Source organism: Pseudomonas salicis, from assembly GCF_057128705.1.
Window position 1 is genome coordinate 530,608 of sequence record NZ_JBSKHU010000001.1, and the last position, 14,940, is coordinate 545,547.

Genomic DNA, 14,940 nt, shown 5'->3' on the forward strand with positions numbered 1-14,940 from the left:
AGTTGAACATGCCTGCCTCTGCCAAGACGTTCCGTGACCTGCACCACCAATCTACCGTGCTGCGCCTGCCCAATGCCTGGGACGCCGTGAGTGCGCTGCTGTTCGAAAGCCTCGGCGCCAAAGCTATCGCCACCACCAGCGCGGGCGTGGCTTGGGCACAGGGGTATGCCGACGGGCGTGTGTTTCCGCTGGAGGCAGCCATCCATGCAGCGGCAAACATTGCGCGGGTGGTCAAGGTGCCGCTGTCGGTGGATTTCGAGCACGGCTATTCGGACGATCCAAAGACGGTCGCTGAAAACGTCAAGCGCGTGCTGGAAGTGGGTGCCGTGGGCATCAACATTGAAGACGGTCCGGATGCACCTGACTTGCTGGCGCGCAAGATCGAAGCGATCAAACGCATGGCCTCCAATAATGGGCTGGACGTGTTCATCAACGCCCGTACCGATGTGTACCTGGCGAATCTGGTGGCCGATGACCAGAAGGTCGAGGAGACCCTCAAACGCGGCCAGTTGTATGAAAAAGCCGGCGCCGACGGGCTGTTCGCTGCGGCGGTGGTGGATGTCGATGCGATCACGCGCATCGTTCAGGGCGTCAACCTGCCGATCAACGTGTTGGCCCGGCCAGGCCTGCCGGAGGCAGAAGGCTTGGCGAAACTGGGGGTGCATCGCTTGAGCGCCGGTTCCAGTGTGGCGATCACCGTGTTGAGTCTGGCCGAGCAATTAGGACGTGATTTCCTCGGGGAAGGGCGTTCGGAACCGGTGACCCACAGCACCCTCAGTTACCCTCAGATTCAGGGGTGGTTTGAGTAATGTTTTCCCTCAGAAGCGCCATTCCCTGGCGCTTCGACTCCTCATCGGTTGATCGACCTTTCATCCCCCGATAAACGGCGCTGGCATATGTTTCTCTTATGGAGTACAAATGTACTCCATGACGAACTTATCTCCCCGACGCGCTGCCATCCTGACGTTCATCCGCGATCGCATCGCCGACAATGGCCAACCGCCGAGCCTGGCGGAAATCTCCGAAGCGTTTGGATTCGCGTCTCGCAGCGTTGCGCGCAAACATATCGTGGCGTTGACCGAAGCAGGCTTTATCGAAGTCACCGCCAATCAGGCCCGTGGCATTCGCCTGATCGACGCGACACCCCGCGTTCAAATGCTGCAAATACCGGTACTGGGTCGGGTGGCCGCAGGTGCGCCCATAGGCCCCGACCTCGATAACCCCGACACCTTTACCCTCGACAGCCGCACCTTCCTGCGGGTGCCGGATTACCTGCTGCGGGTGAATGGCGATTCGATGATCGAAGACGGCATTTTCAACGGCGATCTCGTGGGTATTCTGCAAAGCGCCGACGCTCGGGACGGACAGATCGTCGTGGCCCGACTCGATGGCGAAGTGACAATCAAACGGCTGGAGCGGGGCGATGACACATTGCGTCTGTTGCCCCGCAACCCGGCCTATGCGCCGATTGTCGTGCGTCCCGATCAGGACTTCGCCATCGAAGGCGTGTTCTGCGGCCTGGTGCGCCGGGAATGATGGGCGCGGTGGTCAGCCTTGACGCGCTGCTGGACGAGCGTCGGGTCTGGAAAGGGCGGGCGCAGGTCCAGCCAGTCGCGGCGCAACCCACAGGCCACCCGTTGCTCGACGCTGCGTTGCCCATTGGCGGCTGGCCCCCGGCGGCACTCACGGAAATCCTGATCCCTGCCAATGGCAGCGGTGAGTTGCGCCTGCTGTGGCCGACCCTGGCGCGCCTGGCCAACGCGGGCGAACGCATCGTCCTGGTCGCGCCGCCGTTCGTGCCATACCCCCAGGCCTGGCAATCGGCGGGGGTCGATGTGCGTCAGCTGTCGATCATTCAGGCCAGCGACACCGATGCCTTGTGGGCGGTGGAGCAATGCTTGCGCTCTGGCAGTTGTGGGGCGGTGCTGGCGTGGCCGGGCAAGGTCGATGACCGCGCCCTGCGTCGTTTGCAAGTGGCAGCGGAGACGGGTGAAACCCTCGCGTTCGCCTGCCGTGGTCAGCAAGCCGCCGCCAACCCTTCGCCTGCCGCCCTGCGCATCGCCATCGATGTTCGACCCCGCCAGTTGCGGGTGCTGAAGTGCCGAGGCGGGCTGGCCCCGTCATCCCCCATCCCGTTCACCACCGACGCTTGAGGTCTCCATGCTCTGGGCCTGTGTCCTGCTGCCGCAACTGGCACTGGACGGCGTCATGCGTCGTCGCGCCGAACCTGATAAACCGCTGGCCCTGATCAGCGGTCCCGCTCAGCGCCGTGTGTTGCAAACGGTGAACGCCGCCGCCCGTGGACTGGGGTTGCGTCCCGGACAGACGTTGACCGCCGCCCACGCCATGAGCCGTGGGTTCGACACGGTCGAATACGACCCGAAGCAGACCGAACACTGGCACCGTCTGCTTGCGGCCTGGGCCTACCGCTTCAGTTCCCAGGTCAGCCTGAAATACCCCCGCGTATTGCTGATGGAAGTCGAGTCGAGCTTTGGACTGTTCGGCCCATGGCCGGTATTCGAGGCGCGATTGCGGCAGGAGCTGACCGCCATGGGGTTCAGTCATCGCATCGTTGTTGCACCGAACCCTTTGGCGGCGAGGATGTTGGCCAATGCCCACGACGGTCTGGCCGTCACCGACAACGAGACGCTGCAAGACGTGCTGCAACGGATGCCGGTCAATCGCCTCGGGCTGTCCCAAGACGTGGCCACCGCGTTAGGGCGCATGGGACTGCACCACTTGCGGCAGGTGCTGGCCTTGCCTCGCGACACCCTGGCGCGGCGTTTTCCCGCAACGGTGTTGCAACACCTGGATACCCTGACCGGGCGTCGCCCGATGGCGTTGGAATGCTATGTGCCGCCGGACTTTTTCGAGACCCGCATCGAGCTGAACTTCGACGTCGAATCCCATCAGGCGCTGTTGTTTCCCCTCAAGCGGATGATTGCCGATCTGGCGCTGTTTCTCGGCGGTCGGGACAGCGGCGTGCAACGCTTCGTCATTCATCTGGAGCATGTGCCGAGTGTCGGCAGCACCGCCCCGGACACGCTGATTCCGGTGGGGCTGCTGAGCGCGGAAAGGGAAGCGAACATGCTGTTCGAACTGGCCCGGGGGCGATTGGAGCAAATCGTCGTGCCGTCCCCGGTGCGGGCACTCAAGCTTTCGGCCAAAGACTTGCCGGCCTTCGTGCCGTCCCATCGAGAACTGTTCGATGATCGCCCTCAACAAAGCATGCCGTGGGAGCAGTTGCGCGAGCGGCTGCGGGCGCGATTGGGCGATGACGCGGTCTGCGGCTTGAGCTTCCACGCCGACCATCGCCCCGAATGCGCATGGCAACCCGCCTCGCACACCAAGCCTGCGGTGGGCTTCAACCCGGTGCCTCGCCCCGGTTGGCTGCTGCGTGAGCCCGAAGCCCTGACAGACACCGGCTCGCGGGTGTTGGCAGGGCCTGAACGGATCGAGTCGGGCTGGTGGGACGGTGGGGATGTGCGCCGTGATTATTACCTGATCGAAACTCGCACCGGCCTGCGTGGCTGGGCCTATCGCAGCGTGGGCGATGACAGCGGCCTGTGGCTGCACGGATGGTTCGCATGAGCTGCCAGTACGCCGAGCTGCATTGCCTGTCCAACTTCAGTTTTCAGCGCGGGGCCTCTAGTGCTCTGGAGTTGTTCGAGCGGGCGAAGTTGCATGGCTACGAGGCCTTGGCCATCACCGACGAATGCACGCTGGCGGGGGCGGTGCGTGCGTGGCAGGCGGCAAAGGAATGCGGCCTGCCATTGATCGTCGGCAGTGAGATGACCCTCGAAAACGGACCGAAAATCGTCTTGCTGGCCGAAAATCTTGCGGGGTATCAGGCGCTGTGCAGGCTGATAACCCAAGGACGTAGGCGCAGCAAGAAGGGCGAATATTGTCTGCTTCGGGAGGATTTCCAGTCGCCTCTCAACGGGTTGCTCGCCCTGTGGGTGCCGGACCTTGGACAAGAAAACGCGACGTTACGTGAGCAAGGTCAATGGCTGCGCGATCTGTTCACCGACAACCTCTGGCTGAGTGTGCAGTTGCATTGCGGGCCGGACGATCAGCAGCGGTTGACGCATCTGCTGGCACTGGCGAGTCAGTGCGGTCTGCCTGCCGTCGCCAGCGGCGATGTGCACATGCACGCCCGAGGCCGTCGTGCGTTGCAGGACACCATGACTGCCATCCGTCATCACACGACCGTGGCCGAGGCGGGGCACCGGCTGTTTCCCAATGGGGAGCGACATTTGCGGCCACGGGCGATGTTGGCGGATGTTTTTCCTGCGGAGTTACTGGCCGAAACGCTGGTCATCGCGCGGCGATGTACCTTCGATTTTGATGACCTGAAGTACGAATACCCCCGCGAGTTGGTGCCCAAAGGGCATACGCCGACGACGTGGTTACGTCACTTGACCGAAGAGGGGGCGCGTGAGCGTTGGCCTGAAGGCATCCCTACGGTCGCTCGGACAAACATCGAACATGAACTGGGGATCATCGCCAATAAACAGTACGAGAGCTATTTCCTCACCGTGCACGACATCGTCAGGTTTGCCCGTCAGCAAGCCATTCTGTGTCAGGGCCGGGGGTCGGCCGCCAATTCGACCGTGTGTTTCGCCTTGGGTATCACCGAGCTGGACCCGTCCAAAGGCAAGGGCCAGTTGCTGTTCGCCCGGTTCATTTCGGAAGAGCGCAACGAACCGCCTGACATCGACGTGGACTTCGAACACGAACGCCGCGAGGAAGTCCTGCAATACGTCTTCCGCCGTTATGGCCGGGGCCGGGCGGCGTTGACCGCCGTCGCCAGCACCTACCACGGCGCCGGCGCCATTCGTGACGTGGCGCGCGTGCTGGGTCTGCCGCCCGATCAGATCAACGCCCTGGCCGATTGCTGCGGACGCTGGACCGACAACCTGCCGCCCGCCGATCGGCTGAAAGAATCAGGCTTCGAGCCGGACAGCCCAGTGCTGCGCCGGGTGCTGACGCTGGCGGGCGAGCTGATCGGCTTTCCCCGGCACCTGTCTCAGCACCCTGGTGGTTTCGTCATTTCTGAGCAGCCGCTGGAAACGTTGGTGCCGGTGGAAAACGCGGCGATGGCGGATCGCACGATCATTCAATGGGACAAGGACGATCTGGACCTGGTAGGACTGCTCAAGGTCGACATTCTGGCGTTGGGCATGCTGAGCGCGTTGCGCCGCACGTTCGACCTGGTCACCCGTTATCGCGGCTACGACCTGACCATTGCGAGCATACCCGCCGAGGATAAACCGACCTACGACATGATCAGTCGCGCCGACACCATTGGCGTGTTCCAGATCGAATCCCGGGCGCAGATGTCGATGCTGCCGAGGCTCAGGCCGGAGACGTTTTACGACCTGGTGATCGAGGTTGCGATTGTCCGGCCGGGACCGATTCAGGGCGACATGGTGCACCCGTACTTGCGTCGGAGAAACAAAGAAGAGCCGGTGACCTATCCTTCGGAGGAACTGAAAGCCGTGTTCGAGCGCACCCTCGGCGTGCCGCTGTTTCAGGAACAGGTCATGCAACTGGCCATTGTCGCGGCAGACTACACGGCCGGTGAAGCCGATCAGTTGCGCCGCTCAATGGCCGCATGGAAACGCCACGGCGGACTTGAGCCTCACTATGCCCGTCTCAGCCAGCGGATGACCGAGAAGGGGTACACGAAGGACTTCATCGATCGCATCTTCGAACAAATCAAAGGCTTCGGCAGCTACGGCTTTCCCGAGTCCCATGCCGCCAGCTTCGCCTTGTTGACCTACGCCAGTTGCTGGCTCAAATGCCACGAGCCCGCTGCCTTCACCTGCGCCCTGATCAACAGCTGGCCGATGGGTTTTTACAGCCCCGACCAACTGCTACAGGACGCCCGTCGCCACCACATCGACGTGCACCCGGTGGACATCCGCTACAGCGATTGGGACTGCTCGCTAGAGCCGGTGGAAGGCCGCGACTACTCCCAGGACCTGGCGATCCGCATGGGCCTGCGGATGATTCGTGGTTTCCGCGAGGAAGACGCCCGGCGCATCGAGCAGGCGCGCTCGGTGCGCGAGTTCAATGACGTCACAGACCTCTGCGTGCGTGCCGATCTGGACAACCGCGCGCGGGCGGCGCTGGCGGATTCCGGGGCCTTGCGCGGTCTGGTAGGGCATCGTCATCGCGCACGTTGGGAAATGGCGGGGGTCGAGGTGAAACGTCCGTTGTTCGGCGATGACTGTTTTGCCGAGGAAGCTCAAGTCGCACTGCCCTTGCCGAGCGTGGCCCAAGACCTGATGGCCGATTACAACACCCTCGGCACGACGCTGGGGCCGCACCCGCTGTCGCTGCTGCGCAACAAACTGGCCGCCAAACGGTTTCGCAGCTCGAAGGACTTGCTCGATGAAGAGCACGGACGGCAATTCAGTGTCGCCGGGTTGGTGGTGGGCCGACAGCGACCGGGCACGGCCAGCGGCGTGACCTTCGTCACCCTGGAAGACGAACACGGCATGATCAATGTGGTGGTCTGGCGCGACTTGGCCGAACGTCAGCGCAAGGTGTTGGTGGGTTCGCAGTTGATGCAGGTGTTTGGCAAGTTCGAGTATCAGAAGGGGGTCCGTCACGTCATTGCCCAACGGCTCTTCGACCTGACCCCGCTGCTGACCGGGCTGGACGTGCGCAGTCGCGATTTCAAGTGATCGACCGCTACGAGGCGTTCATGGCTTCGGAGTGAAACCGCTGGCGATACTCCACCGGGCTGATGGCCAGCCGCTTGACGAACACCCGACGCAGGCTGTCGGCGTTGTCGAAGCCACAGCGACGGGCGATTTCCTTCATGGATTGTTCGGTGGTTTCGAGATAGCGGCGCACGGCGTCGATCCGTGCATCGGCGAGAAAGGCCATGGGCGGGGTGCTGGTTTCCTTGGTGAACAGTCGCGACAGATTGCGCGGGCTCATGTGCACCCGTTCGGCCAGGGAGGCCAGGCTGTGATCGATGTGCAAGTGCGCGAGCATGTAATCCTGAATCGCCTCGACCTGGGAGTCGACGCCTCCCTGAATGTCGAGCAACGGGCTGAATTGCGATTGCCCACCGGCCCGACGCAAATACACCACCAGGTATTTGGCGACGTCGATGGCCATGCGTTTGCCGAAGTCTTCCTCGATCATCAATAGCGACAGGTCGATCCCCGCCGTGACACCCGCGGTGGTGTAGATCGTGCCGTCCTTGACGTGGATGTGGTCAGGGTCGACGTGGGCCGAAGGAAATAGCTCACTGAGGTGCGCCGCGTCCATCCAGTGGGTGGTGACCGACTTGCGGTCGATCAGGCCCGCCGCACCGAAAGCGAACACCCCGTTGCAGATCGCGGCCAGACGGCGGCAGCGTTTTTCCTGGACCTTGAGCCAGTCTCCGAGGGTCGAGTCTGCGTAGACATCGAAAATCCCCAGTCCGCCCGGAACGATGACCGTGTCGAAGTGCGGGCAGGGGTCAAAAATCGTTCGGTCCGGGATCACCGTCAGCCCGCTGGACGACAGCAACGGGCTGCGGGTGGTGCCGACGGTCAGCATTTCGTATTCACAAGCCCCTTCGCTCAAGACCTTGACCTGAGCGAAGGCGTCTTTGGGACCGGCGATGTCCAGCAGTTGAAAGCCGGGGAACAGCACCATACCCACGCTGATTTTGCGCATAGGGTTTCCTTTGAAGATTGAGATCGCCTGTCGCGGCCCGGAGGGTCGGCATTTTCACGGTCGCCTGTAGCAGCCCGGCTTGCCGGCGGTGGCGTTCTGAAGATCGCTACCGCTGGCAAGCCGGACTGCTAAAGGACGGGGATCGGCCACACCATCGAGGCTTTACATGATGCATGCAATTCCCGGGCTACCTCACGGCCGCTACGGCACTCATGTCTTCCGCCCCCGGTACTTGCCGCTGGAACCACCACCCGCTGAGCCCGCCCAGCGCCATCCAGAACACACCGTTGACCAGCAAGGACGCCACGCGAAACTGCGCCTGCAGGTCATCCGGTGCCAGTGCATGGTGCTCGGCGGGTTGCGGTGCGCCGTAAAGATGCGGCGCCGCAATCAGCAACACCGCCACGAGTCGCCATGCCCAGTGTTTGCCAAAGACGATCAACGCCAGCCCGACGGCTGTGGCCAGCGCCGTCGCGCCCCACCAGTCCTGGCGTGAGGTCAGCTCGGCGGCCACGGTGCCCGGCAATTCCGGTGGCAATCCTGCCGCGGGAGCCAGACAGAACGTCGCATACCCCGCCAACCCCCAGAGCACGCCGTGCCAGGCCTTGGCCGGTTCACGCAGGTTGTACAGCGCGCTGAGCAGCATGGCGAAGCCAATCGCGACCACCAGATCACCCCCGAACGTGGACAGCGTGCGCTGCCAGCCGTCCTCCGGTGTCCAGGCCTCGGCATCGTGCTCGTGCGCATGGGCAGCGGCGCCGTGGTCGTGAGCCGCCAACTGTTCATGGGCTTGCTCATGAACCGATTCGGCGTTTTCGTAGACTTCGGCCTGCAAAATCAAGGGCGTGATCCACAGGCTTTGCAGCAGGGTCAGCAACAGCGCGGCGAGGGCGCCGGTGTAGCAGGCCGTGGTGAGGATGCGTTTGAACATGCGCGTGTGCTCCGCAATGGATCAGTGGCAGGGGAAACCCGAGCTGTGGCGGGTGTCGTGGGCGGCGTTGTGGACCAGGTCCAGGTGCGAAAACCCGGCGAAGTACACCAGCGACAGGCCCATCAGGATCGAACCGAAGGTGACCAGCAGGCGATGGCTGCGTGTGGCGGACGGGGCATGCGTCAGGGCGGTGCTGCTCATTGGGTTGCTGCTCATGGGGCAGTCCTCGTTTCAGTGTTGTCGGTTTTGAGTGTGTTCAAGCGGCTGTACAGCTCATCGGTGTCCAGCAGCGAATGCGCTTGCAACACCTTGATCAGGGCTTCCAGATAGCGCTCGTAGTAATCCCACGGGGGCTGGTGGTCACAGGGCAATTGCTCCCACGTCGAGATCGAGCCAATCAGTTGCTGGCGGAAGGCTTCCCACTCGAAATGACCGGCCTTGGACAATGCCAGCGCTAGCCCGTACAGGCTGCGCTGCCATTCCTGGGTGAACTGCAACCGGCCTTGTGCCCGGGGTGGCGAGTCCTTGTGGCCGAGCATGCTGTTGGCGGCGAACTCTTCGAAACGCGTAAACATGGCGGCCTCCTCAGGCGGCGGGCAATTCCACCAGGGCCACGCCCATCATGGCTTCCGGTGTCACCAGCGCGGCCAGTTGTGCTTCGCTCAGGTGATCGGAGTTCGCCGGGCGCTCGGGCACCACGAACCAGCGGATCTGCGCGCTGCTGTCCCAGACTTCGACGTGGGTGTCTGCGCTCACCGGCACGCCGAATTCGCGCAGCACGGCGCGGGGTTCGCGCACGCCTCGGGCCCGAAACACAGGGTCTTTGTACCAGTAGGGTGGCAGGCCGAGGATCGGCCACGGGTAGCAGGAACACAGGGTGCAGATGATCAGGTTGTGCACGCCGGGGCCATTGGCAACGGCCAGCATGTGCTCGCCCTCGGCGCCGTCCATGCCCTGGGCCAGGTTCAGCTCGGCGATGGCGGCGGGCGTGTCGGCCAGCAGGCGTGCCTTGTACTCAGGGTCAACCCAGGCGCGGGCGACGATTTTCGCGCCGTTGAAGGGGCCTGCGACGGTTTCGAAGTGGGCCAGAACCGCGTCCACCGAGTCGCTGCCAATCACGCCTTTTTCAATCAGCAAGGCTTCGAGTGCCCGGACCTTGGCCGCGCTTTCGGCTTCCCGTTGTTGTTCATAGTCGAAGAGTTGGCTCATGGAAATGCTCCGCAATGGGTTCGTCAAACGTGTGGGGGTCAGCGCGTGGGCTGCAAATAGGCTTCGAACAGGTCCGCATAAATCGTCGTGTTGGGCTCGCTTTTATCGACGCCCCACAGGTCAGCGGCGTCGAACGCCACCCGGTACACCGGCATCGGCTCGCCAATCCCGTCGGGCCCGGTGTTGACGAAATAGGCGAACGCCCCCGCATACATCTCAACGATTTTTCCCGGTTTGTTGCGCAGGTAGCCGGGCAGGCGGGTGTGGTCCACGGCCACCGGGTCAGCGATGGTCACGACATCACCCTCGCCGAACAGCGGTGCGGCGTCGTAGGGCCGGAGCCCCGAGTCGCCTTGCTCCAGGTAGCGCACGATCTGCTCGCGGATCGCGGCATTCGGCTTGTCCGGCAGCGGTGCATCGGGCTGCTTGCGGTAGTGATCGGCGCGGTCCTTGAGCTCGTCACTGTGGATGTAGCCCGCGTTGACGAAAAAGCCGGAGATCCCGCCCAGCCATTTCTCGTAGTAGCGGAACTTGAAGTATTCGAAGGGTTGCATGCCTTCGGCGCCGGTGCGCAACGAGGCCCAGGTCCAGTCGCTCTTGAAGGCCGTGGGCAGGGTGTCCATCGGGTAGTTCGGCAGGGCGTCTTTCAGGTGGGCGCTCTCGGCCATCATCGCGGTGTGGATGCCGAAGATGCGCTTCTCCCATTCCTGCACGAACACTTGTTTTTCGAAGTCCACCGGGCCAAGGTTTTCGAGGCCGCCGAGGTAGTGTTGTAGTTTCATCGAACGCTCCAGTGTGAAGTTCAAGGGGTCGCAATCAAGCCAGTTGCGGGCTGGGTTTGCTCGTCAACGCATCGCCGAGGCGTTCGGAGACGTAGCCAAAGACCGCACCGGTGACCAACGCGACGGCGGCGATCAGGGCCGGGTTTTCCAGACCGGGCGTCGTCATCGGTTTGCCGCCGACCGCCGTGGTGCCCACTGTCGAGGCGAAGCCCCAGACGATGGCGGGCAGAATGCTCAGCAACGGCACCTTGGAGGCCTGAACCATCAGGGCACTGCCAGCCCCCACCAGCACGGCGATGATGATGGGCGCTTCACTGACAGTGGCGATCCCCAGTAACACCAGGGAACTGATCACCAGCCCTGTCAGGTTCGACGCGACACTGCGCACGAATCCGGCACTGCCACCGCCGACCACGAAAAACGAGGCCCAGGCGATGAAGGTGACCCAGACTGGGACCGGCAAGACGGTGGCCGTGACGTAGGTGTCCAGTACGGCGAGCAGGCCGATGCTGACGGTGTAGGCTTCTTTCTGTTTCATGAGGTCATTTCCTGTCGTGGGTGGGGTGTGGTGTTGGGCAGGGTGAAGCTCAAGGTTGAAAGTCCGCGTCGTGCTCAGGCCGCCTGCAGGCAGTCGAGAAAGCCCTGACGCAGCTGTTCGCTGTCCAGATCGCGGCCAATGAACACGAAACGGTTGTCGCGGGATTCTTCGTCGGCCCAGCGGCGGCCGGGCATGGCCTCCAGCAGCATGTGCACGCTGTGGAAATGAAAGCGCCGGGCTTCGCTCGTGAAATTCAACAGGCCCTTCATGCGCATCAGCCGTTGGCCCTGATCGTTGACCAGCTGGTTGATCCAGCGGTTGAACCGGTCCGGGTCCAGTGTCCCGGATGTGACCACCGAGCAGGACGAGATCGACGCGTCGTGCTCGTGGTCATGGCCTTCTTCTTCAAGAATGTCCGGCTCGATCATCAGCAGGTTTGGCAGCGAGAACCGTTTTGTGCCGAGCAACGTTTCCACTGCGACCCGGGAATGGTTGGTCGGCAGCAGGCTGGCGGTCTGGTTGAGCTGGCGCACCTGACGGGCGATGTCGGCCAGTGCGGTGTGGCTGACCAGCGCGGTCTTGTTGAGGATCAGCGTGTCGGCGAAGGCAATCTGTTCCCGCACGATTTCGGCGTTCAGTTGATCCTGGAGATGCACCGCGTCGACCACGGTGATCACCGATTCAAGCTCGACCTGAGTGCGCAGGCCGGGGTCGGCGAGGAAGGTTTGCAGCACCGGGGCCGGGTCGGCCAGGCCTGAGGTTTCGACGATCAGCCGGTCAAGACGGTGGCCGGCCAGGTTGAGCATTTCCTTGACGCTGGCCACCAGGTCCGCTCGCACAGTGCAGCATACGCAGCCGTTGTTGATCTCGATCAGGGCTTCCTGTTCGGCGACGATCAACTGGCCGTCGATGCCGACTTCGCCGAACTCATTGACCACGACGCCGATACGCTCATGCCGGTTCTCACTCAACAGGTGATTGACCAGCGTGGTCTTGCCCGCACCGAGAAAACCGGAAATGACCGTGACTGGGATTTTGCCGTTTGCCATGAGTACGCACCCTTGTCGCTGTGATGGGGCGCTGCCGAAGTGGGCAGCTTTCCTCATGACAGGTGCGATTATCAGTCCGCTTTGCGTCGGCTGTCCGGGGTGGACAGGCTGTTGTCACGTTTGGTCAGGTTCCGTGGCGTGATCGGTCTGCAAGGTCAAAAAAGGACAGGGGCGGGTTGGGGTGGCAGGTTTTCCGAGAGGGGGATTGAACAGAAAGGATGCACTGTCGTGGAGCGTGATGCACAGGTTCTGGACTGTAGGCGCGAATGAATTCGCGCCTACAGGTGATTCCGCGTCTGGCTTTCGTTTCGTGACGCCGCTGACCCCTCTGTGGGAGCGAATTTATTCGCGAAGATCGTTCAGGTGATAAAGATGTGCCGTCCGCACCGGCCTCTCGCGAATGAATTCGCTCCTACAGGTGATTCCGCGTCTGGCGCTCTTTTCGTGACGCCGATGAACCCTCTGTGGGAGCGAATTTATTCGCGAAGATCGTTCAGGTGATGAAGATGCATCGCCTGCACTGGCCTCTCGCGCATGAATTGACTGCCACAGGGGCTTGGTATCAACCCTCGACCTTTACTGCCCGCCCGGTCTTGATCGATTCCAGCGCGCAATTCGCCAAATGCAGTGCCTTCAACCCGTCCCGTGCGTGGGTCGGCAGCGGTTCGTTGGCGCGGACGGCGGCGATGAACTGGTTCAGTTCGATGCGGTAGGAATCGGCGTAGCGTTCGAGGAAGAAGTTTTCCAGCGGTTCGCGCACTTCGGTCTGGCTGGCGCTGTAGGTGCGCACGGTGGTGGGGCGGTGGTTGTCGTTGAGGACCATGCCTTTCGAGCCAAACACTTCCAGCCGTTGATCGTACCCGTAGACCGCTTCGCGGCAGCAGTTGATGTGGCATTGTTTGCCAGAGGCGGTACGCAGCAGGACCATCACGCTGTCGTAGTCGTCCAGTTGGGCGAGGGCAGGCTCGACCAGGCGGCTGGCGATGGCAAACACCTCGACCGGTTCTTCACCGAGCAACGTGCGCGCGGTGTCGAAGTCGTGAATGGTCATGTCGCGGAAAATGCCGCCGGAGTGCTTGAGGTTGTCCAGCGACGCGAGGCCGGGGTCGCGGCTGGTGATCACCACCTGGCGCACCTCACCGATGTCGCCCTGGGCAATGGCTTTGCGCATCTGCAGGGTGTCGGGGTCGAAGCGGCGGTTGAAGCCGAGCATGACCTTGCCGTTCTGGCGCTCGACGTCTTCTACGGCTTTGGCGGCCTTGGCGTAGTCCAGGTCGATGGGTTTTTCGCAGAGCACCGGTTTGCCTGCTTTCACCGCCCGCAGCATGTAGTCAATGTGGGTGTCAGTGTGGGTGCCGATCACCACGGCATCAACGTCGTCCCGCTCGATGGCCTCGGCGCAATCGTAGGCCGCCGCGCAGCCCAGTTTGGCCGCCAGCTTGTCGACGCCTTCGCGCCAGGGGTCGGCGATCACCGACAGTTGCACATCGGGGTTGGCCGCGACGTTGGCGGCGTGGATGTTGGCGATGCGGCCTGCGCCGAGGACTGCGATGCGTAGCATGGGGTGGATCTCCTTGGATTGTTGTTGTCGGGACGATCGGGTGGATTCAGTGGGTCAGGTTGAACGGCGTGACGATCTGCACCGGCGAGGCGGGGATCGGGTCGACCTTCCACAACCGGTGAAATTGCAGGATGTGCTGGAACGCGTGGCGGGCGTCGATTTGCAGGTTGTGGTCGATGATCGCGGCGATTTTTTCTTCGGCCAGCAACTGTCGGTTTTCCTGATCGAGGTCGTGGCCGATGAACACCGTCAAGGGCCGGTTCTGAGCCGCGAACGCATCGACAATGGCGCGGTTGCCGCCGCCGACGCTGTACACGGCCTTGATCGACGGATTCGCCTGCAACGCCTGGCTGACCCGAGCCAGTGTGGGTTCGTAGACCCCGAAACCGCCGGTGATGTCGACCACCCGCAAATGCGGCGCGCGGCTGCGCAGCCAGGTGCGGAAGCCCATCTCACGCTCTTCTTCTCCTCGGAACAGCTCGCTGCTGATGACCACCGCGACGTCCTGCGCCGCATCGTCCAGCCAGCGCGACATCAGGTACGCCGCCGTTTGCCCGGCGGTGCGGTTGTCCATGCCGATGTAGCCGATGCGCTCGCTTTGCGGCAGGTCCGAGACCAGCGTCACCACGGGAATGCCAGCGGCCGTCACCTGGTTCACGGCGTCGTTGATCTGGGGTTCGTCGGCGGCCTTGAGGATCACGCCCTGACTGCCTTTGCTGATGCAGCGCAGGATCACGTCGGTCATCAACGCCGTGTCGATCTCTTGATACAGATGAAAACGGGGAAAGATGCGAAAGGGCGCGAGGTTGCCCAATTGCGCATGAATGGCCTCCTGCACCGCGTCACTGAAGCGCTTGGGGGTGTGCAAGATGATGTCGATGTGAAAGGTGCGGCCGACTGCGGGACCGGACTTTTCCTGGGCTTCGAGTTCTTCGAGGGCCTGCTGGATGCGACGGTTGGTCTGGTAATGCACGCTGCCGCGCTCATGCAACACGCGGTCGACCGTGGCTTTGCTGACCCCCGCCTGGGCGGCGATCTGCTTGATGGAGAAACGTCTGGCGCGGTCGAGCATGGAATCTCCTGAGCCTCTGTTGAGGTCTTGTTGAGGTCGATTCGGGCCTGTATGAGGTGAACGCAATGCTAGTCTCAGTTCCATTCGTTGTACAGATGGAATTTAAATTCTATTG

The 14,940-nt window shown here is 62.6% G+C and carries 15 protein-coding genes; 5 read left to right on the top strand and 10 right to left on the bottom strand.

Annotation, left to right across the window (positions count from 1 at the left end; translation table 11 throughout):
* Positions 1-8 precede the first annotated feature (8 nt).
* From ACWKWE_RS02435 to ACWKWE_RS02455, 5 genes are all read left to right on the top strand, one after another.
* Positions 9-809 carry an isocitrate lyase/PEP mutase family protein gene (locus ACWKWE_RS02435; protein ID WP_483849499.1) on the top strand — a complete coding sequence of 267 codons (801 nt, stop codon included), beginning with the start codon at positions 9-11 and terminating at the stop codon, positions 807-809.
* Between the two features lie 109 nt (positions 810-918).
* The gene (gene lexA, locus ACWKWE_RS02440) at positions 919-1,536 is read left to right on the top strand and encodes a transcriptional repressor LexA (RefSeq protein WP_483849500.1); all 618 of its coding nucleotides are present in this window, start codon (positions 919-921) and stop codon (positions 1,534-1,536) included.
* Positions 1,536-2,153 (top strand): translesion DNA synthesis-associated protein ImuA, encoded by a 618-nt coding sequence (gene imuA, locus ACWKWE_RS02445; protein ID WP_483849971.1) that lies wholly within the window; start codon positions 1,536-1,538, stop codon positions 2,151-2,153. The genes lexA and imuA overlap by 1 nt, the downstream gene beginning before the upstream one ends.
* 7 nt (positions 2,154-2,160) lie before the next feature.
* The gene (locus ACWKWE_RS02450; protein WP_483849501.1) at positions 2,161-3,591 is read left to right on the top strand and encodes a Y-family DNA polymerase; all 1,431 of its coding nucleotides are present in this window, start codon (positions 2,161-2,163) and stop codon (positions 3,589-3,591) included.
* Positions 3,567-6,695 (top strand): error-prone DNA polymerase, encoded by a 3,129-nt coding sequence (locus ACWKWE_RS02455; RefSeq protein ID WP_483849502.1) that lies wholly within the window; start codon positions 3,567-3,569, stop codon positions 6,693-6,695. Before ACWKWE_RS02450 ends, ACWKWE_RS02455 begins: the two co-directional genes overlap by 25 nt.
* 7 nt (positions 6,696-6,702) lie before the next feature.
* Here the strand turns inward: ACWKWE_RS02455 and ACWKWE_RS02460 are convergent, their stop codons facing one another.
* From ACWKWE_RS02460 to ACWKWE_RS02505, 10 genes are all read right to left on the bottom strand, one after another.
* On the bottom strand, positions 6,703-7,683 hold the full coding sequence (locus ACWKWE_RS02460; RefSeq protein ID WP_483849503.1) for a GlxA family transcriptional regulator: 981 nt from the start codon (positions 7,681-7,683) through the stop codon (positions 6,703-6,705).
* 187 nt (positions 7,684-7,870) lie between these two features.
* Positions 7,871-8,614 (bottom strand): CbtA family protein, encoded by a 744-nt coding sequence (locus tag ACWKWE_RS02465; protein WP_483849504.1) that lies wholly within the window; start codon positions 8,612-8,614, stop codon positions 7,871-7,873.
* A gap of 21 nt (positions 8,615-8,635) precedes the next feature.
* The gene (locus ACWKWE_RS02470) at positions 8,636-8,815 is read right to left on the bottom strand and encodes a CbtB domain-containing protein (RefSeq protein WP_166597838.1); all 180 of its coding nucleotides are present in this window, start codon (positions 8,813-8,815) and stop codon (positions 8,636-8,638) included.
* Between the two features lie 11 nt (positions 8,816-8,826).
* Positions 8,827-9,189, bottom strand: a complete 363-nt coding sequence (locus tag ACWKWE_RS02475; protein WP_166597818.1) for a nitrile hydratase accessory protein — start codon at positions 9,187-9,189, stop codon at positions 8,827-8,829.
* Between the two features lie 10 nt (positions 9,190-9,199).
* Positions 9,200-9,823, bottom strand: a complete 624-nt coding sequence (gene nthA, locus ACWKWE_RS02480) for a nitrile hydratase subunit alpha (protein WP_166597819.1) — start codon at positions 9,821-9,823, stop codon at positions 9,200-9,202.
* Positions 9,824-9,861: 38 nt separating this feature from the next.
* Positions 9,862-10,605, bottom strand: coding sequence for a nitrile hydratase subunit beta (gene nthB / locus ACWKWE_RS02485; RefSeq protein WP_483849505.1), 744 nt, complete (start codon positions 10,603-10,605; stop codon positions 9,862-9,864).
* A gap of 34 nt (positions 10,606-10,639) precedes the next feature.
* Positions 10,640-11,143 carry a DUF1097 domain-containing protein gene (locus ACWKWE_RS02490; protein ID WP_166597821.1) on the bottom strand — a complete coding sequence of 168 codons (504 nt, stop codon included), beginning with the start codon at positions 11,141-11,143 and terminating at the stop codon, positions 10,640-10,642.
* A gap of 74 nt (positions 11,144-11,217) precedes the next feature.
* Positions 11,218-12,192: a CobW family GTP-binding protein gene (locus tag ACWKWE_RS02495; RefSeq protein ID WP_483849506.1), complete on the bottom strand. Its 975-nt coding sequence runs from the start codon at positions 12,190-12,192 to the stop codon at positions 11,218-11,220.
* A 562-nt stretch (positions 12,193-12,754) separates the two neighbouring features.
* Positions 12,755-13,753 carry an inositol 2-dehydrogenase gene (gene iolG / locus ACWKWE_RS02500; RefSeq protein WP_166597823.1) on the bottom strand — a complete coding sequence of 333 codons (999 nt, stop codon included), beginning with the start codon at positions 13,751-13,753 and terminating at the stop codon, positions 12,755-12,757.
* Positions 13,754-13,799: 46 nt separating this feature from the next.
* Positions 13,800-14,825 (bottom strand): LacI family DNA-binding transcriptional regulator, encoded by a 1,026-nt coding sequence (locus ACWKWE_RS02505; RefSeq protein ID WP_166597824.1) that lies wholly within the window; start codon positions 14,823-14,825, stop codon positions 13,800-13,802.
* Between the last annotated feature and the right edge of the window lie 115 nt (positions 14,826-14,940).